23 protein-coding genes and 1 tRNA gene are annotated in these 23,536 nt (G+C 42.0%); 7 read left to right on the forward strand and 17 right to left on the reverse strand.

The genetic code is table 11. The features are described from left to right. Window positions 1-222: 222 nt before the first annotated feature. The 13 genes from lipA to leuS all read right to left on the reverse strand — a co-directional run bounded on the left by lipA (window position 223) and on the right by leuS (window position 13,103). A complete protein-coding gene (gene lipA, locus NLF92_RS07340) occupies window positions 223-1,212 on the reverse strand; it encodes a lipoyl synthase (RefSeq protein ID WP_254100343.1) in 990 nt (329 codons plus the stop codon). Further along, a complete protein-coding gene (gene lipB, locus NLF92_RS07345; RefSeq protein WP_254100345.1) occupies window positions 1,205-1,846 on the reverse strand; it encodes a lipoyl(octanoyl) transferase LipB in 642 nt (213 codons plus the stop codon). Before lipB ends, lipA begins: the two co-directional genes overlap by 8 nt. Continuing rightward, window positions 1,846-2,109, reverse strand: a complete 264-nt coding sequence (gene ybeD / locus NLF92_RS07350; protein ID WP_254100347.1) for a DUF493 family protein YbeD — start codon at window positions 2,107-2,109, stop codon at window positions 1,846-1,848. Before ybeD ends, lipB begins: the two co-directional genes overlap by 1 nt. 92 nt (window positions 2,110-2,201) lie before the next feature. Then, entirely contained in the window at window positions 2,202-3,374 is a 1,173-nt protein-coding gene (locus NLF92_RS07355; RefSeq protein ID WP_254100349.1) for a serine hydrolase, read from the reverse strand. A gap of 126 nt (window positions 3,375-3,500) precedes the next feature. Continuing rightward, window positions 3,501-4,424, reverse strand: a complete 924-nt coding sequence (locus NLF92_RS07360; protein WP_254100351.1) for a septal ring lytic transglycosylase RlpA family protein — start codon at window positions 4,422-4,424, stop codon at window positions 3,501-3,503. Beyond that, entirely contained in the window at window positions 4,421-5,539 is a 1,119-nt protein-coding gene (rodA, locus tag NLF92_RS07365) for a rod shape-determining protein RodA (protein WP_254100353.1), read from the reverse strand. Before rodA ends, NLF92_RS07360 begins: the two co-directional genes overlap by 4 nt. After that, a complete protein-coding gene (mrdA, locus tag NLF92_RS07370) occupies window positions 5,539-7,419 on the reverse strand; it encodes a penicillin-binding protein 2 (protein ID WP_254100355.1) in 1,881 nt (626 codons plus the stop codon). Before mrdA ends, rodA begins: the two co-directional genes overlap by 1 nt. A 1-nt stretch (window position 7,420) precedes the next feature. Continuing rightward, on the reverse strand, window positions 7,421-7,891 hold the full coding sequence (gene rlmH, locus NLF92_RS07375; protein WP_254100357.1) for a 23S rRNA (pseudouridine(1915)-N(3))-methyltransferase RlmH: 471 nt from the start codon (window positions 7,889-7,891) through the stop codon (window positions 7,421-7,423). An 18-nt stretch (window positions 7,892-7,909) separates the two neighbouring features. Beyond that, on the reverse strand, window positions 7,910-8,227 hold the full coding sequence (gene rsfS, locus NLF92_RS07380; protein ID WP_254100359.1) for a ribosome silencing factor: 318 nt from the start codon (window positions 8,225-8,227) through the stop codon (window positions 7,910-7,912). A 15-nt stretch (window positions 8,228-8,242) separates the two neighbouring features. Beyond that, window positions 8,243-8,869 carry a nicotinate (nicotinamide) nucleotide adenylyltransferase gene (gene nadD / locus NLF92_RS07385; RefSeq protein ID WP_254100361.1) on the reverse strand — a complete coding sequence of 209 codons (627 nt, stop codon included), beginning with the start codon at window positions 8,867-8,869 and terminating at the stop codon, window positions 8,243-8,245. A gap of 1 nt (window position 8,870) precedes the next feature. Further along, complete coding sequence (gene holA, locus NLF92_RS07390; protein ID WP_254100363.1) at window positions 8,871-9,884, reverse strand: DNA polymerase III subunit delta; 1,014 nt, start codon at window positions 9,882-9,884, stop codon at window positions 8,871-8,873. Window positions 9,885-9,927: 43 nt separating this feature from the next. Continuing rightward, complete coding sequence (locus tag NLF92_RS07395) at window positions 9,928-10,437, reverse strand: LPS-assembly lipoprotein LptE (RefSeq protein WP_254100365.1); 510 nt, start codon at window positions 10,435-10,437, stop codon at window positions 9,928-9,930. Between the two features lie 74 nt (window positions 10,438-10,511). Beyond that, on the reverse strand, window positions 10,512-13,103 hold the full coding sequence (leuS, locus tag NLF92_RS07400) for a leucine--tRNA ligase (protein WP_254100367.1): 2,592 nt from the start codon (window positions 13,101-13,103) through the stop codon (window positions 10,512-10,514). A 134-nt stretch (window positions 13,104-13,237) separates the two neighbouring features. Here leuS and NLF92_RS07405 point away from each other — a divergent pair, with 134 nt between their 5' ends. Beyond that, complete coding sequence (locus tag NLF92_RS07405; protein ID WP_254100369.1) at window positions 13,238-15,703, forward strand: Lon protease family protein; 2,466 nt, start codon at window positions 13,238-13,240, stop codon at window positions 15,701-15,703. A 16-nt stretch (window positions 15,704-15,719) separates the two neighbouring features. Here NLF92_RS07405 and NLF92_RS07410 read toward each other — a convergent pair whose 3' ends face one another. Further along, window positions 15,720-16,520 carry an SDR family NAD(P)-dependent oxidoreductase gene (locus NLF92_RS07410; RefSeq protein ID WP_254100371.1) on the reverse strand — a complete coding sequence of 267 codons (801 nt, stop codon included), beginning with the start codon at window positions 16,518-16,520 and terminating at the stop codon, window positions 15,720-15,722. A gap of 150 nt (window positions 16,521-16,670) precedes the next feature. Beyond that, entirely contained in the window at window positions 16,671-16,967 is a 297-nt protein-coding gene (gene yhbY / locus NLF92_RS07415) for a ribosome assembly RNA-binding protein YhbY (RefSeq protein WP_254100373.1), read from the reverse strand. A 317-nt stretch (window positions 16,968-17,284) separates the two neighbouring features. Here yhbY and ftsH point away from each other — a divergent pair, with 317 nt between their 5' ends. The 6 genes from ftsH (at window position 17,285) to NLF92_RS07445 (ending at window position 22,829) form a co-directional block, all read left to right on the forward strand. Then, the gene (ftsH, locus tag NLF92_RS07420; protein WP_254100375.1) at window positions 17,285-19,219 is read left to right on the forward strand and encodes an ATP-dependent zinc metalloprotease FtsH; all 1,935 of its coding nucleotides are present in this window, start codon (window positions 17,285-17,287) and stop codon (window positions 19,217-19,219) included. Between the two features lie 69 nt (window positions 19,220-19,288). Beyond that, window positions 19,289-20,113 (forward strand): dihydropteroate synthase, encoded by an 825-nt coding sequence (folP, locus tag NLF92_RS07425; RefSeq protein WP_254100377.1) that lies wholly within the window; start codon window positions 19,289-19,291, stop codon window positions 20,111-20,113. Window positions 20,114-20,148: 35 nt separating this feature from the next. Further along, window positions 20,149-21,495 (forward strand): phosphoglucosamine mutase, encoded by a 1,347-nt coding sequence (gene glmM / locus NLF92_RS07430; RefSeq protein WP_254100379.1) that lies wholly within the window; start codon window positions 20,149-20,151, stop codon window positions 21,493-21,495. Between the two features lie 78 nt (window positions 21,496-21,573). Next, window positions 21,574-22,320: a triose-phosphate isomerase gene (tpiA, locus tag NLF92_RS07435; RefSeq protein WP_254100381.1), complete on the forward strand. Its 747-nt coding sequence runs from the start codon at window positions 21,574-21,576 to the stop codon at window positions 22,318-22,320. A gap of 1 nt (window position 22,321) precedes the next feature. Further along, entirely contained in the window at window positions 22,322-22,732 is a 411-nt protein-coding gene (gene secG, locus NLF92_RS07440) for a preprotein translocase subunit SecG (RefSeq protein WP_254100383.1), read from the forward strand. Between the two features lie 10 nt (window positions 22,733-22,742). Continuing rightward, a tRNA-Leu gene (locus NLF92_RS07445) sits at window positions 22,743-22,829 on the forward strand. 52 nt (window positions 22,830-22,881) lie between these two features. Here NLF92_RS07445 and NLF92_RS07450 read toward each other — a convergent pair. After that, window positions 22,882-23,037 carry a hypothetical protein gene (locus tag NLF92_RS07450; RefSeq protein WP_254100385.1) on the reverse strand — a complete coding sequence of 52 codons (156 nt, stop codon included), beginning with the start codon at window positions 23,035-23,037 and terminating at the stop codon, window positions 22,882-22,884. 167 nt (window positions 23,038-23,204) lie between these two features. Then, the gene (locus NLF92_RS07455) at window positions 23,205-23,510 is read right to left on the reverse strand and encodes a hypothetical protein (RefSeq protein WP_254100387.1); all 306 of its coding nucleotides are present in this window, start codon (window positions 23,508-23,510) and stop codon (window positions 23,205-23,207) included. Between the last annotated feature and the right edge of the window lie 26 nt (window positions 23,511-23,536).

A 23,536-nucleotide genomic window follows, 5' to 3' on the forward strand; every position in this document is an offset into this window, starting at 1 on the left:
GAAACTATACGACGATATATCCAAGAACAAGGATAGCGATTCATCCCCGCGACATCGCTGTCACTCTGATCACGGGGTTTTCTCGCAAATTTTTGATAAAAAAGGGGCTTATACAATGCCCCTTTTTGTAGAATCTGGCTTGTCTTAAATAACGTTGATAAATTTGGTAGCTAAATCATGTCAAAAGACCTTTTGCAAGGTCCTGTTTAAAGACTAGCGTGTTTAGTCTTTTTTGGTAGGAGTAAACTGTCCCACAATGTCTTCACCTGCAGCTTGTTTATCAGCATGGTAACTGGAACGAACCATAGGGCCACATGCGGCATGTGAGAAGCCAATTTCTTTAGCATATTCACCTAACTCATCAAACTCTGCTGGTGTAACATAACGTTTAACAGGGTAGTGATGACGCGAAGGCTGTAGATACTGTCCAAGGGTTAACATATCCACGTCATGAGCTCGCAAATCGTCTAAGACAGTTTGGATTTCAGCGTTTTCTTCACCCATTCCCATCATTAATCCGGATTTAGTAGGAATATGTGGATGTTGTGCTTTGAATTTTTTCAATAAGTCTAATGACCATTGGTAATTGGCACCTGGACGACATTCTCTATAGAGTCTAGGAATAGTCTCTAAGTTATGATTAAACACATCAGGTAAACCATGCTGAAGAATATCTAAAGCACGATCCATTCTACCTCTGAAATCAGGTACTAATATCTCTATTTTAGTATTCGGCGAATGTTCACGAATAGCATTGATACAATCAACAAAGTGTTGGGCGCCACCATCGCGCAAATCATCACGGTCGACAGAAGTAATAACAACGTATTTCAAATCCATTTGGGCAATCGTTTTTGCCAGTTTTAATGGCTCTTCCGCGCTAGGAGGAAGTGGCTTACCATGCCCAACATCACAGAATGGACAACGACGTGTACAAATGTCGCCAAGGATCATAAATGTAGCCGTGCCGTGATTAAAACATTCAGCGAGATTCGGGCAACTGGCTTCTTCACAAACCGAATGAAGGTTATTTTCTCTGAGTACCTTTTTAATATTATCAATTCGCTCAGTTGTGCTAGGTAACCTAATTTTTATCCATTCAGGTTTGCGTAACATGTCCTCTTTTTCGGTTGGTATAATCGTTACGGGGATATGTTTTACTTTTTCATCATCACGCAGTTTAACACCTGCTGCAGAGCGAGAATTACTCATCAAAACCTTCTTTATATTCTAGTTCATTAATGCCTGTCAGTTGACAGAAAATAGACACAATCGATGGGCCAGTTTCAGCTATTGTAGCACAGCCACCCAAGCGGGCACTATCGGTCATTTGTAGTCCGGCGTAGCCACAAGGGTTAATATTTAAAAATGGCTGTAAATCCATTTTGACATTTAGGGCCAAGCCATGAAAGGAGCAGCCTTTGCGGATCCGCAAACCGACAGAACAGATTTTTTGTTCATCGACATACACGCCAGGCGCATCAGCTTTTGGGTAGGCTTTAATATGGCTTTTGGCTAAGTGATTAACAATACAGGTTTCTAACGCAGTGACTAAATCTCTCACGCCTAATTTGTGGCGTTTAATATTCAGCAAAACGTACATCATTTGCTGACCTGGACCATGGTAGGTGACTTGGCCTCCACGGTCGACTTGGACCACAGGGATGTCAGATGGGTTTAGAATATGCTCCGCTTTACCCGCTTGCCCTTGAGTATATACAGGGTCGTGTTCAACCAACCATATTTCATCCGGTGTTTCTGGTCCACGTTCATCAGTAAACGTTTTCATCTTTTCCCATATCGGGAGGTAAGGTTGACGACCTAACTGCCGTACTAAGGTTTTCATTAGATGACTACACGAACCAGTTCGAGCGCTGAAATTTCAGTATAAATCGTTTCCATATGTTCTTTTGAAGTGACTTTTACACTGATTGAGAGTGAATGATAGTTACCTTTTGTGCTGGGTTTTACTTTGGGTGAATAGTCACCAGGGGCTAATGTTTGTAAACGACTGACAACATCAGTTGGTAATTTGGGATCAGCTAAGCCTAGGACTTTAAAAGTCTGTAAACAAGGAAACTCTAACAATTCATCAAATTTAGTATCCACAACTTCTCTCTTAAGCAGGTCAAAAAAAACGGCCTAAGTATACACTTAGGCCGTTCGTATTGCATCTATGTACTGACAAATAGATTAAACTTCTATTTGGAAGTTGTGTCTTCACCACTGAATTGAAGTTTTATATAGTCCATTGCTTTATCAAAGATACCACCTTCAGCAACATCTTGTAAGGCTACAAGGGGATAATCAGCGATGGTTTCGTCTTCAAGTTGGATAAATAACGTACCCACAACTTCTCCTTTGCTTAAAGGAGCTTCAAGCTGTTTATCTAAAACAAAGTTTGCTTTTAGGTTTTTTACTTGACCACGTGGTATCGTAATTGCGACATCCTGAGTGATCCCTAAATCTACAGTGTCACGGTCTCCCATGTAGATACGTTGGGCAGCAAAACTGTCACCAGCAGAGTATGGAGTGACACTTTCAAAAAAGCGAAAACCATAGCGCAATAATTTTTTGTTTTCTGTTTTACGAGCTCGCTCAGAAGCAGTACCCATCACTACAGAAACCAAACGCATGTCACCTTGGGTAGCCGATGTAATTAAACTATATCCCGCATCGGAGGTATGCCCGGTTTTAATGCCATCGACATTGAGTGCTTTGTCCCACAATAAACTGTTGCGATTAAACTGTTTTATATTGTTATAAGTAAACTCTTTTTTGCTATATAACTGATATTCTTCTGGGTTATCAGTGATTAAAGCTCGCGATAATAAAGCCATATCTCGAGGAGTGGTATAATGGTCAGCATCGTGTAAACCATGCGCGTTCACAAAGTTTGTGCTATTCATCCCTAGTTTTGCTGCATAGGCATTCATCATACTAGCAAAGGCATCATGGCTCCCAGCTATATGCTCAGCCATAGCCACACAAGCATCATTACCTGATTGAATCACAATACCATGCATTAAGTCTGATACTGAAACTCGAGTACCAACTTCGATAAACATTTTTGACGAATCAGGGAAGTTTTTTGCCCAAGCATTTTCAGAGATGAGTACTTCGTCATTCACGCTGATATTGCCCGCTTGTAATTCTTGTCCAATGACATACATCGTCATGATTTTAGTCAGACTTGCTGGGGCTAATTGCATGTCAGCATTCTTTTCGGCAATCACATGCCCAGTATTTGCATCTAGCAAAATAAAACCTTCAGCTGCGACGGTTGGAGCAGGTGGAATGACAACCACTGCGTGTGCCTTGAAGGCCAAAGATAGTGCAATAATCAAACCCGTTGCGATAATCTGTTTAAACATAAAAATTCCTGACATCCTTTAATTTTTATTAGTGATGAAGACTGACTAATTGATTGTAGCAATAATAGCTCGAGATTAAGACCCGTACTTTAAAAAAAAGTTGCATAAAGCGATTGCTTGACCCACTTATCGGTGCAATAAAAAAGCATTTGGATAGCCATTTTCGCGTAAATCAGCGAGGGCGAGTGCCGCCATCGAATCCAAGTGAAAAGGCCCCAACAAGATCTTGTGTAGCTCTTCAGTTGATGCAATTGTTGTTTGCTGTTGATACAGGGCACCCAGGCCATCCGCTTTTTGCTCAGCCGACGCCTTATTGCTTAATGCAATGACCTGAATATAAGTTTGTTTTTGTTGAGTGTTTGTAACAGAAGCTGGTTGATGAGGGGGATTTTTTTGCTTTTCATCAAGTAACTGTTTATCTGATTCATTTACAGCCAGCAAATGTTGATTCACCATCAAGGGTGATGCCGGTAAAAACTCGCTTAAAGGGACGGGTTTATGGCTGCCAACACTCACCCAATTATCTTCACTGACATGGATCACTTCCACCCTTACAGGCGCAGTTCCGGTTTTTAGATAGTCGAGTTCTTTGGCTGCAGCAAAGGATAAATCAATAATTCTATTTGGGTGAAACGGCCCTCGATCGTTTATTTTGACGATTAATGACTTACCATTTTGCGTATTGGTGACTTTTGCATAAGAGGGTAGCGGGAGCGTTTTATGTGCTGCGGTGAATTCATACATATCGAAAATCTCACCATTGGAGGTCAAATGCCCATGAAATTTTTGCCCATACCATGAGGCATTGCCCGTCTCGCTATAACCTTTGCCAGTGACAATAGGCTGATAATCTATACCATTGATAGTGTAAGGGCGCATATTGGCTAACCGATACGGTTCATATTTCGGAATGACAGGGGTCGGTTCATGGTCAGGAATTAGTGTGATGGGAGCTGAGTCGACCTTCATGCTGTAGCGACTAGGCGTACTAGTACAAGCAGTCAACAAAAAACAACACAATAAAAAAGTCAGAAAACTCCGTAATGTCATCGTGATACCATTTTCTTTTGGGTCGCTATCGCCATTAAAATACCAAAACCAGCCATCAAGGTCACCATGGATGTCCCTCCATAACTGATGAGTGGGAGAGGGACACCCACCACTGGTAAAATACCAGATACCATGCCCATATTGACAAAAACGTAAACAAAAAAGGTCAGCGTAATACTCCCGCCTAATAATTTGTTAAAAATAAACTGTGAGCGCATAGAAATCAGCAAACCACGGATGATAATAAATCCATACAAACTCAATAATCCTAATACGCCTAGTAAACCAAATTCTTCACTGAAGACTGAAAATATAAAATCGGTGTGGCGTTCAGGTAAAAATTCGAGTTGTGATTGGCTACCTTGTAACCATCCTTTGCCGGTTAAACCGCCTGAGCCGATAGCAATTTTCGATTGAATAATATGATAACCTGCGCCAAGTGGGTCACTTTCTGGGTTTAAAAAAGTAATGACGCGTTGCTTCTGGTAAGCCTTCATTAAATAAAACCACATGATAGGCATAAAACTACCTGCTGAAATCAATCCAATAAAGATTAAACGCCAACTCATACCCGCTAGGAATAAGACAAATAATCCAGAGCTAGCAATTAGCAATGATGTGCCTAAGTCTGGTTGTTTTGCTATTAGCAGAGTAGGGAGTAACACTAAAATAAACCCGACCATGATGTGTGGGGTTTTTGCTGGAAGGTTATAACGGCTGATATACCAGGCGATGGTCATAGGGACAAATAGTTTCAGTATTTCTGATGGCTGAAATCTCACCACACCTAAATCTAACCAACGTTGTGCCCCCTTGCCCATCACGCCAAATAGCAATACAGCGAGCAGTAACAATATCCCTAAGGTATACACAAAAGGAGCAATATTTTGATATAAACGCAATGGTACTTGAGCGAGAACAAGCATTGTGGCTAAACCTAGACCTAAACGCACGAGTTGACGCTTGATCAATTCTGGATCCTCGCCCCCTGCAGAATAAATAGTAAAGAGTCCTACACTCATTAACAACAAAAGTCCTAGTAACAACCAGCCATCAATATGTAATGTGGTGAGTAATGTTTTGGCATTGTCTTTTGGCGCTGGCGCTCTGAGCATTATTGACCACCTGCACTGAGTGTTACATTTGAGGGTGACAAGACATAGTCCATCACTTGACGTGCAATTGGGGCTGCGTTACTGCCGCCACCACCAGCGTTTTCTAATGCAACCATCACTGATATTTGTGGGTTGTCGCTAGGTGCATAGCCAAAATACATCGCATTATCCTTGAGATAATCGGCAATGATCAAGTCGTCGTATTCTTCGTCTTGAGCAACCGTAAACAACTGAGCTGTCCCTGTTTTTCCTGCGGATTCATAAGCCGTGTTTTGATAAGCTTTGTAGGCGGTACCATGTGGCTTGTTTACGGTATTGTACAATGATTCTTTAATAATACGCCAATTATCATTGTCCAAGACCTCTATCGGTCGCATCATGGATGGCGGTTCGATGACGGCTTGGCTGGCAACATTCACACCCAAATAAATACGGGGTTGGATCCGCTGACCTTCGTTGATGATAGTATTGAGAGAGTCGAGTAACTGGACGGGGGTGGCCGTCCAATAACCTTGCCCAATACCCACGGAAATGGTATCGCCAATATACCAAGGCTGATTATAACGTGCTTTTTTCCAGCCTCGGCTAGGCATGTTCCCATCAGACTCCTCAAGCAAATCAATACCAGTATATTCACCAAAACCAAATTTATGCATATAGTCATGAATAGAATCTATCCCAAGGCGATAAGCCAAATCATAAAAAAACGTATCGCAAGATACCTCTACTGAACGTTTCACATCTACATTGCCGTGCCCGCGACGTAACCAATCTCGCCAAACATGATCGACATTATCTAATTGATAAAACCCTTCATCTTTAATCGTCGTATTTTCATCAATTTTGCCGTATTCCAGCCCCAACAAAGCAAGGTGAGGTTTCACTAAAGACGCAGGTGGATATTGTCCCTGCACTGCACGATTAAGTAAGGGGCGGTCTCTGTTTTCAATCAGTTTGCTATATTCTCTTTGAGAAATACCATTAACAAAGAGATTCGGGTCATAGCTAGGGTTGGAGTACATAGCGAGTACTTGACCGTTGTTCGGATCCGTTACCACAACCGAACCTTTTTTATCTTTTAGAATATCTTGTATGTAAAGTTGGAGATCGATATCAATACTCAGAATGATATCTTCTCCTGGGATGGGTAATTCTTCCTCCAAAGTACGCAAAGCTCGTCCTTTGCTATCAACTTCGATGTGTTCATAGCCAACTTTACCGTGCAATCTTTCTTCGTAAAAACGCTCAATACCTTGTTTGCCGATATGCCGAGTGGCGGCATAGTTTGATTGGGCTCCCCAAGACGCCACTAAATTTAAATCCTGAGAGTTAATTTTTGCCACATAACCCAGGACATGCGTCAACGCCTTCCCGTATGGATAATAACGCGATAGGCGAGCCTGTACCGATACGCCAGGAAACTCATGTTGTCGAGCCGAAAATTTTGCCACGCGTTCTTTACTGATATCAAACAGAACTTCAACAGGTTGAAAACGACGACGTTTCGCTAAGTTATCTGTAAACCGAGTGAGTTCATTCTCGGTTAACTGTAACAGTTCAGCAAGTTGTTGGATGGTCTGTTCGCGATCTTCAATCTCCGCCACATTCAGTTCAAGATTAAAAATAGGACGGTTTTCCGCAATAATGCGCATGTTTCTGTCGTAAATTAAACCACGGTTAGGAGCAACTGGATTAACTTTAATGCGATTACCATCAGCTCTTATTTGGTATTCGTTAAACTGAGTGACTTGTAAGGAATATAGGTTACTCAAGACAAAAGAAATAAGTACCATAGTGAAAATGACAGCGATAACACAGCGCCTGGCAAACAAATTTCCTTCTGCGCTGTGATCACGCATTGCAATCCGTTTTTTTGCCATATCATTCTCTGTGATAAGGATGGTTTTGGGTAACAGACCAAGCGCGATATAAGCTCTCAGCGACAATTATGCGGACCAAAGGGTGGGGCAGTGTCAAGGCAGATAAAGACCACTTTTGTTCTGAACGAGCCAAACAACTTGGCGCTAAACCTTCTGGCCCACCAATTAAAAGGCTAATATCACGCCCATCCATTTTCCATTGGTCAAGGTTTTTTGCTAGCTTAGGTGTGTCCCACGCTTGCCCGAGTACTTCTAATGTCACGACCTTATCATTTTTGCCAATAGCTTGCAGGGTGGCTTCGCCTTCTTTTTCTAAGATCCGTTTTACGTCCGCGTTTTTACCTCGTTTGCCTGCAGGTATTTCAATAAACTTGACCGGTAAATCAGGTGGAAAACGGCGCAAAAATTCTTGGCAACCGTGTTCTACCCATTGTGGCATTTTCGTTCCGACAGCAATGATATTAATGCGCACGAAAAGTCCTTAAAAAAATTAAGCCCAGAGTTTTTCTAGTTGATAAAAGTCTCGGGTTTCATCTTGCATGACATGCACGACGATATCTCCAAGATCAACTAATACCCATTCTCCGGTATCAGCGCCTTCAATACTCAGTGGAGGCATGCCTGCTTGCTTCATTTCTACCACTAGATTTTCCGCGATGGAACGAACATGGCGTTTTGAATTACCCGAACAGATGAGCATTGTATCAGTAATGGTCGAACGACCTGTGACGTCGATATCAACTAAATCACGGCCCTTCATGTCATCTAATTTATCAATGACGAATTGTTTAATGTTACTTTGGTCCAAAGTTACCTCAGAGAGTTATGCATATAAATGATGTTTATGGATATAGTTTAACACGCTTGGGTCAATATACTTAATCTGCGTATTGCCTTTTTTTATGTCAGCTCTGATTTGCGATGATGAAATCGGCAGCAACGGGGTTTCTACAATATAGATTTTACCCACTGCATACGCATTATTGATATCAAAATCATAGGCTAAACGGTGCTTCAAATCTTCTGGAAGTAAAGGGAAAGTTGTATGATGTTGGTCTGGCCTTGGTAGCACAACCAGACTACAGTTGTTTAAAATTTGACCTGATTCTTTCCATTTATTGAAACTCAATAAACTATCCATCCCCATAATAAAAAATAACTCTTCAGTATGCTCCTTAAGTGCAAGAATAGTTTCATAGGTATAAGAAATTCCAGTCGCTTTGATTTCATGAGTGTTAATACTCAATCCCTGTGTGTTATGTATTGCAATCTCTAGCATGGCTAGACGGTGTTCATCGGCGATAGACTTTTGGTCGATTTTGAATGGAGAAACCGCATTGGGTAATAGCTCTATGTTCGGGATTTGGTATCTTTGTTGTAACGCAAGTAATGGTTCGATATGACCTAGGTGAACCGGATTAAAACTACCACCAAAGATAAATGTGGCCATTTTAGAATGGCTCCAACTCTGGCACTGACTGACCAGTTAACAACAGACAAAGATGTGCCAATAACACATAAGGTTTGGCAATGGTTTGATTCTTGAAAATAAAATCAGCATGCGCCAAGTGTTTTTGAGCTTCGAGTAACTGAGCTTCACTGATCCGTCTTGCAGCACTTTCATATTGTCCTTGTTGGTTACCCCATACTCCTAAAGCACGCCAATTTACATTATGAGGTGCTAATTTTACCTGGTATAAGGTTTGCCATTCTTTGATCAACTGCCAAATAATTGCATTGGGTTCTACCCCTTCGCTTTCCAAGCGATAGAGCATTTTGACTGCCGCTTGTCCTTGCCCTTGGATAACAAGGTCAGTCAGTTGAAACATGGTAAATCTAGACTGTTCGACTACCGCATCTTTACATATATCCAAGGTGATTTGCGTTTGTGGGTATAGTAACTGGAGTTTTTGAACTTCTTGATAACCAGCAAGCATATTCCCTTCACAAGCATTGGCAATAAAGGGGGGGACGTCAGGGGTGAAATGTAAGCCCTGTTCTTGCATAATTTGACTCACCCATTGGACTAATTGTTGACCAGAATAGGCATAAAAGGGAATGAAAATGCCAGCTTGGCTGAGTGTTTTAAACCATTTGGTATTTTGAATATCACGCCCAGCTTTGGGGCCAGTTAGTACGAGTAAAATATCTGCCGATGCGTTCTCAATCACAGTCAGCAAAGTTTGACCGCCCACTTTTCCAGGTTTTCCAGTAGGTAAATGTAACTCAATGAGCTGTTTATCGCTAAACAACGACATAGTTTGCGTTGCTTCAATTAACGTTTCCCAAGCAAACTCACTATCAGCAGTAAAGGTTTGTCTTTCTGCAAAACCGGCTTGTAGTGCTATTTTTCTAATCGTATCAATCGCTTGTACATTTTGAAATGGCTCATCACCAAATAGTAAAATACAAGGCGGAAAACCTTTTTGAAGCTGTTGTTTTAACTGCTGTGGTTTAATTTGCATGGTCACATTCCGTCCGCGATTGCTTAATTATTTTGCTGTTGTTTTATTCGTGCACCAAGGTTTTTAAGTCATTGTAGTGTCGGGGTAGCCTTTGCCAGATAGTCGCAGCGGCTTCTTCTCTGAGTTCGTTTAAGATTAAATTTAACTCACGTGATTTTGCTAATACTTGCTTGGGATCGTCTTGATATTCTCGTGTGAGGTTCAAGGTATAGCTCTGAGGAGGTATATCGTTAATCCGCAGTGTATACCGTACCACAAAATTTAATTCGTACTCAGCGACTTGGCCAGTCGAAAATACCGAAAGCAAACGTCTTTCGATTTTTTCTGGCGCCAATACCAAAAGTGCTCTAGGGCTAGAGATATCATCCGGTTCTGAGGCAAAGGAGAGCTTAGTCACTGGCGTAGCACGATTGTCAAAACGCACATTTCGTTGGGCAAAATACTTTGCTGTGACATTTTGTAGCTCACTCACACTTTCCAAACTGGACACTTGGATCCCTTGCAGCGCAAGTGGTAACGGTGTGCTCTGACGCAGGGCAAAACCGCAACTCATAAGAGTACTTAGCAGACATGTGTAAACTAGTACTCTTAATCTTTGTTGGGCTGTGCTAGTTAAACGCAATGACATTAATTAGCAACAATATTTAAAAGTTTACCCGGCACATAAATGACTTTGCGAATCGTCTTGTCAGCTATAAAATTCTGAACGTTTTCATCAGCCATACCTAATGCCTCAACAGTATCTTGTGCAGCATCCGCAGCCACTGTTATTTTGCCGCGTAATTTGCCATTTACTTGGACAATAATGAGTTTCTCTGCTTCAACAAGTGCGGCTGGCTCGGCAACCGGCCATGCTGCTGTATGAATATCCGTTTCACCCAGAGCTTCCCATAGAACATGGCAAATATGTGGTGTAATTGGGTTTAACATTAGAATAATGGCGCGAATACCTTCATCTAATACCGCTCTGTCTTGGGCTTCAGCCGTAGACGCTTTTTGCAACGCATTACACAGTTCCATAATAGCCGCTATCGCGGTATTAAATGTTTGTCTGCGCTCAATATCATCACTGATTTTGGCAATTGCTTTATGGATCACTCTACGTAAATCCGTTTGCTTTTTATTAAGAGAGTTCGGTTCAAGCGGGACCGTCGCTCCTAACGCTATGTGCTCATGCACTAATTTGTGCACGCGCTTCAAGAAGCGATTAGCACCTTCGACACCTGAATCAACCCATTCTAGAGTTTGCTCTGGTGGCGCAGCGAACATCGTGAATAAACGAACGGTATCAGCACCATACTGCTCAATGACTGATTGTGGGTCAATACCATTGTTTTTGGATTTTGACATTTTAGTCATGCCACCGTGAATCACTGTTTCACCATCAGAATTTAAAACAGCAGAGACAATCCTGCCTTTTTCATCTTTTTGAGTCGTGACTTCAGCTGGAGAGAACCAGGTCTTTTTGCCAGCATTATCTTCGCGGTAAAAAGAATCAGCCAGTACCATACCTTGGCAAAGTAGACGTTTATATGGTTCATCAGAATCTACTAATCCCTCGTCACGCAAGAGTTTGTGGAAAAAACGTGAATATAAAAGGTGTAAAATAGCATGTTCAATACCACCGACATATTGGTCTACTGGCAGCCAGTAATTGGCCTCGGCAGGATCCAACATGGCATCTGCATGAGTGGAAGTGTAACGGGCATAATACCAAGAAGATTCCATAAACGTATCAAAGGTATCGGTTTCTCGTGTCGCAGGTTGCCCTGCATAGGTCGTTTTAGCCCAATTTGGATCCGCTTTAATAGGAGATGTTACACCATCCATCACCACATCTTCTGGCAGTACTACTGGTAAGTCTTCAGCTGGTACCGGAACTGATTCACCGTTGTCAAGATTTAGCATAGGAATAGGGGAGCCCCAATATCTTTGCCGTGAAACACCCCAGTCGCGGAGACGATAATTAATGGTTTTCTGACCTTTGCCCAATGCAGTCAGTTTATCAATGATACCAGCAAAAGCGTCTGCAAAATTCAGTCCCGTGAAACCCTGTGAGTTAATCAAGTGGCCTTTTTCGGTATAAGCGGCGACAGTTAAGTCATACTCTTCGCCTTCTGCTGGGGCGATGACAGGAATGACTGGCAGGTTGTAGGCGTTGGCAAATTCCCAATCCCTTTGGTCGTGCGCTGGAACGGCCATTACGGCACCTGAACCATACTCCATAAGCACAAAATTTGCGATCCAGATAGGTACTGCTTCACCCGTTAATGGATGAATGGCTGTAAAGCCCGTATCAACCCCTTTTTTCTCCATAGTGGCCATGTCTGCTTCGGCAACTTTAGTGTTTTTACATTCATCAATAAAAGCTTGCAAAGCTGGATTTTGTTCTGCTGCAGCAAGTGCAATAGGATGTTGTGCTGCCACCGAAACATAAGTCACTCCGTACAGCGTGTCTGGACGTGTGGTATACACTTCTAGCGTATCTAATCCCGCAATGCTTTGCGCGAGGTCAAATGTCACGTCAGCGCCTTCGGAACGACCAATCCAGTTTTTTTGCATGGCTTTAACTTGTTCCGGCCATTGGTCTAATTTTTCTAGGTCGTCAAGTAAATCTTGGGCGTACGCAGTGATTTTAATGAACCACTGTGGGATCTCTTTGCGTTCAACCAACGCGCCAGAGCGCCAACCACGACCATCAACCACTTGCTCATTGGCTAAAACGGTTTGATCAATGGGGTCCCAATTAACCGTTGATAATTTTTTATAGACTAAGCCTTTTTCAAACAGACGTGTGAAAAACCATTGTTCCCAACGATAATACTCAGGCTGGCAAGTCGCAAACTCACGGTCCCAGTCATACCCAAAACCTAGAGAGTTTAACTGGGTTTTCATGTACTCAATGTTTTCGTAAGTCCATTTCGCTGGCGCTGTTTTGTGGTTTATTGCCGCATTTTCTGCAGGTAGACCGAATGCATCCCAGCCCATAGGCTGTAAAACATTTTTACCCAACATGCGTTGATGTCTGCTTATAACATCACCAATTGTATAGTTACGAACATGCCCCATATGCAACTTTCCACTTGGATAAGGGAACATAGACAAACAGTAAAATTTTTCTTTATCACTATCAGGTTGAGCTGCAAAACATTGATTATCCTGCCAATATTTTTGAACCTGCTGTTCTATTTCAGTTGGAGAGTATACAGATTGAGACATAAAAGTAGTTCTATTTAACGCAAATTAATATGGGCTATAGAATACATCAGAGCAGCATTTAAGGCTATGATTAGCGATGATTTTTTATTTTTTCTACTGTACCATTGTGAAAAAACTATATTGAAGTATTAGCGATGGATTTAAGCTCTGCCAAGCCAAACTGTAATTCCCAACCGAAAAGCGTGCAAAACACAATTGCTAAAACTGCATTAAGCGCCGCTGATTGTGCCTGTATCATTGATCTCAATGAATTATCAGATACCTTAAACAAACTTGATAATACATCGACCAATCCGGCCGATGAGGTGCGTGTGTTTATCGGTCAGGAAAGAGCTAAGTCGGCACTTGAATTTGGTTTGGGAATGCCTGCCAAAGGGTATAATTTATATGTAATGGGCGAGCAAGCTACTGGACGAGCTACCTTGGTCAAAAGTTACATTCAAAAAAACATAGCCGAATATCCAGCGCCTTTAGATTGGTTGTATCTACACAATGTGAAGGATGAGAGAAACCCTTGGTCATTAGCGTTGGTAGGTGGTGCCAGTGAGCAGTTATTACAAGATATGCAACAACTTATCAATGCATTACTTGACTCATTTCCTGCTGCGTTCGATAACCCTGGTTACCAACGTAAAAAGGGGCTGGTGCAAAAACAATACAAAGGCAAATATGAGGCTGCATTAGAGAAAGTGGAATGTGCCGCAGTAGCATTTGATATTGCACTGTTTGAAGAAGATGGCACGGTTTCTTTTTTACCTGTAGTCGATAATAAACCAATGGAAGAAGAGGCATTTGTTCAATTACCCAATGCAGTACAAGAGACGTTTATTGCTCATATTGCTGAACTTGAAGAATTACTTGAAGAAGAATTACTGGAATTACCTTTATGGAAAAGGCAACAAGCTAAAGCGTTACGAGAACTGAAAACTGAAACTGCAGAACAAAGCATCGAACCACTGCTGGCGGACCTTCGTAAAAAATACGCGCAGCAGCCACAGCTAGACAGTTATTTTGTGTCGATTAAACCGCATATTGTTGATTCTGTATTGTGGCTGGATGAACTTGAAGAAAAAGAAGAAAAGTTTGATATTGCTCAGGCTCGAGAGTATCTCGAAAGTCAGTATTTACCCAATGTATTGGTACAACATACTGCTAACGCCGCCGCGCCGGTTGTGTATGAATCTAATCCTACGTACCAAAATCTTTTTGGGCGTATAGAATACTCGACTGCGCAGGGGAGTGTGATGACCGATTATCGCATGATTAGCCCAGGGGCATTACACGAAGCAAACGGTGGTTTTTTGTTGTTGGATGCCGATAAAATGGTCGAACAACCGCATGTGTGGGAATCCTTGAAACGCGCCTTAAAGCAAGCACAATTACGTATCGACCTGCCACAACAAGACGCTGGTATGGTTAACTCAGTTACGCTTGCACCTGAACCGATTTCTCTCAATGTCAAAATCATCCTAATTGGTTCTCGAGAGTTATTCTATTTATTACAAGAGCATGATGAAGAATTTTCGCATTTATTTAGAGTGTTGGTGGATTTTGCTTATGAGCTACCCGCTACCGAACACAATGTATTAGATTTTGTTACTCAGGCTTCTGCGCATGCGCGTAAGCTGGCCTTTACCCATGTTGAACCTTTGGCAATGCAAACACTATTGATGGAAAGTATGCGCAATGCGGAGCATCAACAAAAGATATCTGCACAATTTGCCGATATTTTGGAACTCATGAACGAAGCTGCTTTTTATGCCAAATCTGACTTACCATGTCCGTTGTTGAATACCTATTTAGAAGAAGCGAAAACAGCACGCGAGTTCCGTAGCGGTAGAGTTGCAGAAACCTTACTTGATGATATCAAAGAAGGGCAAATTTTGATTCGCACTACTGGTGCAGCCGTTGGCACGATCAATGGTTTGACCGTCATGGATATCGGCTCTAGTACTTTCGGGACGCCAGCCCGGATATCAGCGACAGTACATGCAGGTTCTAATGGTGTCGTTGATATCGAGAGGGAAGTTGAACTAGGACAATCTATTCACTCTAAAGGTGTTATGCTTTTAACTGGGTATTTAGGGCATAAATATGCACAAGATTTCCCGCTTACCTTATCTGCGAATATCGCCTTGGAGCAGTCTTATGGGTATATTGATGGTGACAGTGCATCACTTGGTGAGCTGATTGCTTTGTTGTCCGCACTGACCCATGAACCCTGTAAACAAAGTATTGCCATTACGGGCTCAATTAATCAATACGGTGAAGTACAGTCTGTTGGCGGGATCAACGAAAAAATTGAAGGCTTTTTTGCCATTTGTGAACATCGAGGATTAACCGGGGAGCAGGGCGTCATCATTCCTTTTGCCAATACCGTACATTTGATGTTAAATGCGGCGGTTCGCGAGGCAGTGTCTGCGGGCACCTTTCATATTTATGCGGTGAAGACCGTCGATGAAGCGTTGACGATCTTGATGGAAAAAGACGCAGGGGAACAAAATAGTAAAGGAAGGTATCCAAAACATACTATTAACTTCAAGGCTTTGCAGCAACTTGCAAAAATAGCCACGATAGTTAACGGTGGCGATGAGGAATAGTAAGTATACCAGGGTCCTATCTTGGACCCATGCGTAAAGCGCCATCGAGGCGAATGGTTTCCCCATTTAAATACTGGTTTTCACAGATATGTTGAGCTAATTTGGCAAACTCGGCGGGGCTACCTAACCTTTTAGGGTAAACGACTGTGTCGGCAAGGCTCTCTTGGACGGATTCGGGCATGTTTAGTAACAAAGGCGTGCCCATAATTCCAGGGGCGATAGTGTTGACTCTAATTCTATTTTGGGCTAAATCTCTAGCCATCGCTAAGCCAAGAGCAACGATGCCACCTTTAGATGCTGCATATGCCGTTTGTCCCATTTGCCCTTCGAATGCCGCAATAGAAGCTGTGTTTATGATTACGCCATTATCTTCACTGGTTTCTTTTGGCACATTTTTATCATTCTTGAGCATATATTGTGCAGCTATACGAGACACGTTAAAGGTCCCAATAAGATTAATTTGAATGACGTGGTTAAAATGCGCTAAGGGTTGGGCCGAACCAGATTTATCCAATACCTTGAGAGCGGGAGCAATACCTGCACAATTTAAGCAAACGTCAACTGTTTGAAAATTGTTGTGAATTTGTGCAAATGCATTTTCCACTGCATCTGCCGACGTCACATCTGTTTGATAAAAAATTGCATTAGGACTGGCGATTTCAGTCAATACAGTCCTCGCTTCAGCTTCATTTATATCAAGCAGTGCAACTTTGGCATTTAGGCTGATGAAGTGTTTCGCCGCAGCTAATCCTAAGCCTGAGCACGCCCCAGTAATGACGACGGTTTTATCGGTCCATTGTTGAGTAGAATATGACATAACACAAATATCCTTTTATTCATATTTATCTTGCCTTGACTGCGATGTATGTAGCCCAACGAACTAGGTCACAAGCAACGTTACCCCAAAAGCTTCAGTAATATGGTTCAGTACTTGGTTTTAGGGGGAACATTAAGAATGAGCAAAATATTATTTACGCGGGATTTCTATTTTTTTCTCTTCGGATTGTTTGAACATGATCAGAGTGTGTCCTATTACCTGTAATTTTACTGCACCCGTTTCGCGAATGATGGCATCCATGATCAATGTTTTTTCTTCACGGTCATCGGTAGGCACTTTAATCTTAATCAACTCGTGATGCCCTAGTGCATTTTCAATTTCTGCTAGAACGCCTTCGGTCAGACCGTTGCCACCTAATTGCAGAATTGGCTTGATAGAATGGGCTAGGCCTTTGAGGTATTGTTTCTGTTTGTTTGATAAATTCATATAATTTATTCTTTAATCTGTCGCTTGCTACTTGAAAAACGTTATTCTACCTCTATCTATACTATAAGACCAATATTGTTGTAACGATTCACATTTGAAACGTTACAGGTTGGACTCGAGAACACATTTAATATTACTCACTGAGAACTTTCACAATGAATAATGAACACAATGTAAGCTCTTTCCGTATGAATATAGGTAACTCATTAAAATTGGTTTTAGTACCTTCATGTTGTGTATGTAGTGGCATCTAGATACATTTTATTGTAGTCTAGAATTTTACTCTCACAAACTGATATAACAAGAGGTTGACAGCGTTGAGTGATATGGCAAAAAATTTAATCTTATGGTTAGTCATAGCCGTTGTGCTAATGGCCGTTTTCGAAAGCTTTTCGCCTGGCGAAAATACTCGAGCACAAACGGATTACACAACATTTCTTAAAGAAGCTAATCAAGGAATGATCCGTGAAGTACGCATCGATAGCAGCAAAAATGAAATCCGCGGCGTAAAACGTTCTGGCGACAATTTTGTTACTTATATTCCTTATTTTGATGACCAATTAGTTTCTGACTTGGTTAAGCAAGATGTTCGTGTAATAGGCGAACCGCCTGCCGAACAATCTTTCTTAGCTTCAATTTTCATCTCCTGGTTTCCTATGTTACTGCTTATCGGTGTGTGGATATTTTTCATGCGTCAAATGCAAGGCGGTGGTGGTAAGGGCGCAATGTCTTTTGGCAAGTCAAAAGCAAAATTATTGGGCGAAGACCAAATTAAAACAACATTTGCTGATGTTGCAGGCTGTGATGAGGCTAAAGAAGATGTTTCTGAATTGGTCGATTTCTTACGCGATCCTTCTAAATTCCAAAAGCTTGGTGGTAAAATCCCCAAAGGTGTATTGATGGTGGGTCCACCTGGGACAGGTAAAACTTTACTAGCAAAAGCGATAGCGGGTGAAGCAAAAGTCCCTTTCTTTGCTATATCTGGTTCGGATTTTGTTGAAATGTTTGTGGGTGTAGGTGCATCCCGTGTTCGTGATATGTTCGAACAAGCCAAGAAAAGCGCTCCTTGTATTATCTTTATTGATGAAATCGATGCAGTGGGTCGTCAACGTGGTGCTGGTCTAGGTGGTGGTCACGACGAACGTGAGCAAACTTTGAACCAAATGTTAGTTGAGATGGATGGTTTCGAAGGTCATGAAGGTATCATTGTCATCGCGGCAACTAACCGTCCAGACGTTCTCGATCCTGCGTTATTGCGTCCAGGCCGTTTTGACCGTCAGGTTGTGGTAGGTCTGCCTGATATCCGCGGTCGTGAGCAAATATTAAAAGTTCACATGCGTAAAGTCCCCATTGCTGACAATGTAGAGCCGGCGGTTATTGCTCGAGGAACACCTGGTTTTTCTGGTGCAGACTTGGCTAACCTAGTAAACGAAGCTGCTTTATTCGCTGCGCGTTCAAACCAGCGTCTAGTCTCTATGGATGAATTTGAAAAAGCCAAAGACAAGATCATGATGGGCTCTGAACGTAAATCGATGGTGATGTCCGAAGAAGAAAAAGCCATGACTGCTTATCATGAAGCTGGCCATGCGATTGTTGGGCGTTTAGTACCCGAGCATGATCCAGTGTATAAAGTATCAATCATACCGCGTGGTCGAGCGTTAGGTGTGACGATGTATTTACCGGAACAAGACAGAGTCAGTCATTCTAAGCAGCACCTAGAAAGTATGATTTCTAGTTTGTATGGTGGTCGTTTAGCTGAAGACATCATTTATGGTTCTGATAAAGTTACCACTGGTGCTTCCAACGACATTGAGCGAGCAACGGAAATAGCGCGAAAAATGGTCACCCAATGGGGACTATCTGAAAAAATGGGACCTCAACTTTACGCTGAAGAAGAGGGAGAAGTGTTCTTGGGTCGTACTAGTGCTAAATCTAGTAGTATGTCTGACGAAACTGCACGTGCCATTGATGCAGAAATAAAAGAGTTACTAGATCGCAATTACAAGCGCGCAGAAAACATTCTCAAGGAAAACCTAGATGTACTTCACTCCATGAAAGATGCGCTGATGAAGTATGAAACAATCGATGCAAAACAGATCGATGACCTCATGGCTCGTACGGATGTCAGACCGCCAGCCGACTGGGAAAAGCGTGATAAAAAGAAAGATGATAACGCAACCGGTGGTTCTACATCGACAGGTGATGATAAAGGCGCACCTAATGTAGGTGAGCCAGGTGACTTGCCACATTAAGTCTATTTAAACGTTTAAAACGCTGGATTATCCGGCGTTTTTTTTTGATGATTATTATTGGAGTACCTGATGCAATTTAAGGATAAATCACTGAGTTTTAATCAACCTCAGGTAATGGGAATTCTAAACGTTACCCCTAATTCTTTTTCGGATGGTGGACTGTTTGCAGATACTGAAGCGGCTCTTGCTCAAGCACAAAAAATGCTTGCAGCAGGTGCCACAATTATCGATGTGGGTGGAGAATCAACCAAGCCTGGAGCTGAACCGGTCGATGAGGCCACAGAGATCGCACGTGTGGTTCCTGTAATAGAGGCGATTGTTGCCCAGCATGACTGTATTGTTTCTATTGATACGAGCAAACCGATGGTAATGAAAGAGGCGGTCAATGCTGGTGCACGAATGATCAACGATGTCTGCGCACTCTCTGCCGAGGGTGCTTTAGCAACAGCTGCTAGTTTGGACGTTCCAGTATGTCTTATGCACATGCAAGGGACCCCTCGTAGTATGCAAGAAGCACCCGCTTATGAATCTGTAGTGGGTGAAGTTTACGATTTTCTCGCCCAACGTATTCAAGAGTGTATAGCTGCAGGCATACCTTCAGATCAAATTATTGTCGATCCTGGTTTTGGCTTTGGTAAAACCCTTGAGCATAATTATCAGTTGTTGAAACACTTCAATAAATTTCAATATTTGAATGTACCAGTACTTGCTGGGATGTCGCGAAAATCGATGATTGGTCAATTATTGGAGAAACCGGTAGCAGAAAGACTACCGGGCTCCCTGGCATGTGGATTATTAGCTTTGACAAAGGGAGCGAGTATATTGCGCGTCCATGATGTTGCAGAAACAGTAGATATTGTACGTGTTTTTAACCAAATGAATGCGGTACAATAAAAGAATAAGCAGTAACGTACGTAAGGAATGTACAAATGAGTGAAAGAAAGTATTTTGGAACAGATGGTATCCGTGGACGTGTTGGCGCATCAGCGATCAATCCTGAATTTGTCACTAAACTTGGTTGGGCAGCCGGTAAAGTACTTGCTGGTAAGGGCACCAATAAAGTATTAATTGGGAAAGACACCCGCATTTCAGGCTACATGCTCGAATCTGCATTGGAAGCAGGTCTTTCAGCCGCAGGTATCAATGTTGGCTTACTCGGGCCAATGCCAACGCCTGCCATCGCGTACTTAACCAAAACCTTTCGCTCTGAAGCTGGGATAGTTATTAGTGCATCACACAATCCTTATTACGATAATGGTATTAAATTCTTTTCTGCACAAGGCACAAAACTAGATGACGAAGTCGAACTAGCGATTGAGAGTCTGCTAGAAGCGCCAATGGATTGTGTGGAATCGGATAAATTAGGTAAAGCTATGCGCATTGACGATGCTGCTGGCCGCTATATTGAGTTTTGTAAAGGCACATTCCCTTCTGGTTTATCGCTTTCAGGTTTGAAAATCGTGGTTGATTGTGCGCATGGTGCGACTTACCACATTGCTCCGAATGTTCTTCAAGAATTAGGGGCAGAGGTCATTCCTATTGGGACGAAACCAGACGGATTAAATATTAATTACAAGGTCGGTGCGACATCTATGCAAGCATGTCGAGCTGCTGTCTTAGAGCATTCTGCGGATCTGGGTTTTGCACTTGATGGTGATGGCGATCGAATCATCATGGTCGATCACAAGGGAAATATTATCGACGGTGACCAAATTCTATTTATCATTGCCAGAGATGCATTAAAATCAAGCCGTTTGCATGGTGGGGTTGTAGGGACCCAAATGAGTAATTTAGGTCTTGAATTAGCATTACAAAACTTAGGTATTCCATTTAAGCGCAGTAAAGTTGGCGATCGTTACGTCATGGAATTACTGAAAGAAAATGATTGGCGAATTGGTGGGGAAGGTTCCGGACATATCTTGAATTTGACTGCGACTTCAACAGGTGATGGTATTATCGCGGGCTTACAAGTAATCACTGCTATGTTACAAAGTGACTTGTCGTTACACGATCTGGCTCAAGGAATGAAAAAATATCCGCAAGTTCTCATCAATGTGAAGTATGAGCCGAGTGATGAAGATTACTTACAACACGAACAAGTCCTTGCTGCAGTAGCTGCGGCTGAATTAGAAATGGGTAAATCAGGTCGCGTATTGTTGCGTAAAAGTGGCACAGAGCCTTTAATTCGAGTAATGGTGGAAGCTGAAGATGCAGAATTGGCGCAAAAATCAGCAGATGCTATTGCAGATACCGTTAAATCAATTACAACACAGTAATAATTAGATAAAACCCTTGTATATTAAAGCTTGGTTGGGTAATATCCTCGGCCATTATTAGGAATGGAAGTTGTCAAAATGGATAGAAAGATGATCGTCGCTGGAAATTGGAAGCTAAATGGTGACCGTTTTTTAGTTCAGGATTTTCTTACTGGTTTTGCAGACACCTCATTCACTAAGGTTAGTCCTATTTTATGCTTACCTAGTGTTTATTTAGCAACAGTACAAGATGCTAACTTTGCGTTAGGTGCACAAAATGTTTCAGAGCACACATCTGGAGCGTTTACTGGAGAGTCTTCAGTAGCCATGCTCAAAGATGTGAATGCTGAATATGTGATTATAGGGCACTCTGAAAGAAGAGAGTTGTATAAAGAGTCTAACCAAGTCATTGCTAAAAAGTTGTCAGCGGCTATTGATGCTGGTCTAACACCCATTTTTTGTGTTGGGGAAAGCCTTGAAACTCGTGAATCTGGTGCAATGTTTGACTTTTTGACAGACCAATTGTTATCAGCTATTACTGAGATCGGGATTGCTGGCATTGATAAATGCATCATAGCTTATGAGCCGATTTGGGCTATAGGTACGGGTTTGACTGCTACACCGGCACAAGCCCAAGAAGTACATTCGTTTATTCGTGAGTTTTTAGCAGAGTATGATACTGACATAGCAACGAACACTACTATCCTATATGGTGGCAGTGTGAATGCAGCATCGGCCCCTGAGTTGTTTGCTCAACAAGATATTGATGGTGGGCTTGTTGGCGGTGCTAGCTTGAAGTTGAAAGAATTTTTAGAAATCTGCCAAGCGGCAGAGCAAAGAGGTTAATATGTTACAAGAAGTTTTAATTGTTGCTTATTTGGTGGTAGCTTTATTGTTGATCGGTTTAGTACTAATCCAACAAGGTAAAGGGGCTGACATGGGGGCTTCTTTAGGTGGTGGTGGCTCCAACACGGTATTTGGTTCTTCTGGTTCAGGTAACTTTTTAACTCGCTCTACAGCTATTCTTGCGACCTTATTTTTTGTTATTTCTTTACTACTGGGTAACCTAACTGCATCCAACGAAAAAGCCGTTGATGAGTGGGAAAATCTTGAAATCCCAGTAACTGCACCTGTAGAATTACCGGCTGCCGATGTGCCAGTAAACACAGCGCCAGTGCAAAACTCTGTACCTGCTTCTGATGTTCCTGCAACATCAGATACTACTGAGAAAGAAGAAGGTAAGCCAGGTACGAACTAAAACCAAATTTGCGGATGTGGTGGAATTGGTAGACACGCCATCTTGAGGGGGTGGTGAGCTAACGCTCGTGGGGGTTCAAGTCCCCCCATCCGCACCATTTTAAAAAAACCGGAATCTTTATTGATTTCGGTTTTTTGTTTTGAGGGATATTATTCAGCGTCAGTGTCATTGGGTTGTTGTTTGTTTTTACGCTGTAGAAACTTTTCGATATTGAGTTTTTTTCTACCAGATAAATATGTCTTATCGTAGAAATAAATGCCGTAAAGCACAATGATCACTAAGATGCTGATAGTCAGAAAACTCATCATTTTATCCCCGCCTCAATTTTGTCTTTGTAACAATCACAACTGTTCCTATACACATGTGCTAATAATTTTATTGGTATTTGCAAAAGTAATGGTGGGATTATTCAGACAGTACCCGTCATTACTTTACTATTTCGAAGACACTCAATCGTCGGTAACTGGTGTAACTATGCAACGCTACCCATGTCATTTTGTTGATCACTTCCATTATTGCGGTTTGCAATCGCATCTTTTAAGTCAAAGCTATCCAGCAGTAATAACAAATCAGCTATTGCTCCACGCAAAGCAACACATTGCTTTTCTGAGTATTTTTGTTTTTTTAACGTACAACGCGTTTCAAACCGATAAATTCTTTCAAGCAATAAACATAAGCGTTTTTCGGAAATATCACTTAATGCTGGTAATTTCATTTCTTCTTCAAGTTCACTGTGGAGTGTTCTTACTAATTGTTCAGCTTTTTTATATCTAGACATACATCCTCACAAAAAAATCTAGTGCT

This window comes from Opacimonas viscosa, from assembly GCF_024199005.1.
In the GTDB taxonomy this organism is placed as follows: domain Bacteria; phylum Pseudomonadota; class Gammaproteobacteria; order Enterobacterales; family Alteromonadaceae; genus Opacimonas; species Opacimonas viscosa.

Bases quoted from the DNA above. Each gene is read 5' to 3' on its own strand.
- lipA (WP_254100343.1), bottom strand. From the start codon at position 1,212: ATGAGTAATTCTCGCTCTGCAGCAGGTGTTAAACTGCGTGATGATGAA.
- lipB (WP_254100345.1), bottom strand. From the start codon at position 1,846: ATGAAAACCTTAGTACGGCAGTTAGGTCGTCAACCTTACCTCCCGATA.
- NLF92_RS07355 (WP_254100349.1), bottom strand. From the start codon at position 3,374: ATGTTTAAACAGATTATCGCAACGGGTTTGATTATTGCACTATCTTTG.
- NLF92_RS07360 (WP_254100351.1), bottom strand. From the start codon at position 4,424: ATGACATTACGGAGTTTTCTGACTTTTTTATTGTGTTGTTTTTTGTTG.
- rodA (WP_254100353.1), bottom strand. From the start codon at position 5,539: ATGCTCAGAGCGCCAGCGCCAAAAGACAATGCCAAAACATTACTCACC.
- mrdA (WP_254100355.1), bottom strand. From the start codon at position 7,419: ATGGCAAAAAAACGGATTGCAATGCGTGATCACAGCGCAGAAGGAAAT.
- nadD (WP_254100361.1), bottom strand. From the start codon at position 8,869: ATGGCCACATTTATCTTTGGTGGTAGTTTTAATCCGGTTCACCTAGGT.
- holA (WP_254100363.1), bottom strand. From the start codon at position 9,884: ATGCAAATTAAACCACAGCAGTTAAAACAACAGCTTCAAAAAGGTTTT.
- NLF92_RS07395 (WP_254100365.1), bottom strand. From the start codon at position 10,437: ATGAGTTGCGGTTTTGCCCTGCGTCAGAGCACACCGTTACCACTTGCG.
- leuS (WP_254100367.1), bottom strand. From the start codon at position 13,103: ATGTCTCAATCTGTATACTCTCCAACTGAAATAGAACAGCAGGTTCAA.
- NLF92_RS07405 (WP_254100369.1), top strand. From the start codon at position 13,238: ATGGATTTAAGCTCTGCCAAGCCAAACTGTAATTCCCAACCGAAAAGC.
- NLF92_RS07410 (WP_254100371.1), bottom strand. From the start codon at position 16,520: ATGTCATATTCTACTCAACAATGGACCGATAAAACCGTCGTCATTACT.
- yhbY (WP_254100373.1), bottom strand. From the start codon at position 16,967: ATGAATTTATCAAACAAACAGAAACAATACCTCAAAGGCCTAGCCCAT.
- folP (WP_254100377.1), top strand. From the start codon at position 19,289: ATGCAATTTAAGGATAAATCACTGAGTTTTAATCAACCTCAGGTAATG.
- glmM (WP_254100379.1), top strand. From the start codon at position 20,149: ATGAGTGAAAGAAAGTATTTTGGAACAGATGGTATCCGTGGACGTGTT.
- tpiA (WP_254100381.1), top strand. From the start codon at position 21,574: ATGGATAGAAAGATGATCGTCGCTGGAAATTGGAAGCTAAATGGTGAC.
- secG (WP_254100383.1), top strand. From the start codon at position 22,322: ATGTTACAAGAAGTTTTAATTGTTGCTTATTTGGTGGTAGCTTTATTG.
- NLF92_RS07450 (WP_254100385.1), bottom strand. From the start codon at position 23,037: ATGAGTTTTCTGACTATCAGCATCTTAGTGATCATTGTGCTTTACGGC.
- NLF92_RS07455 (WP_254100387.1), bottom strand. From the start codon at position 23,510: ATGTCTAGATATAAAAAAGCTGAACAATTAGTAAGAACACTCCACAGT.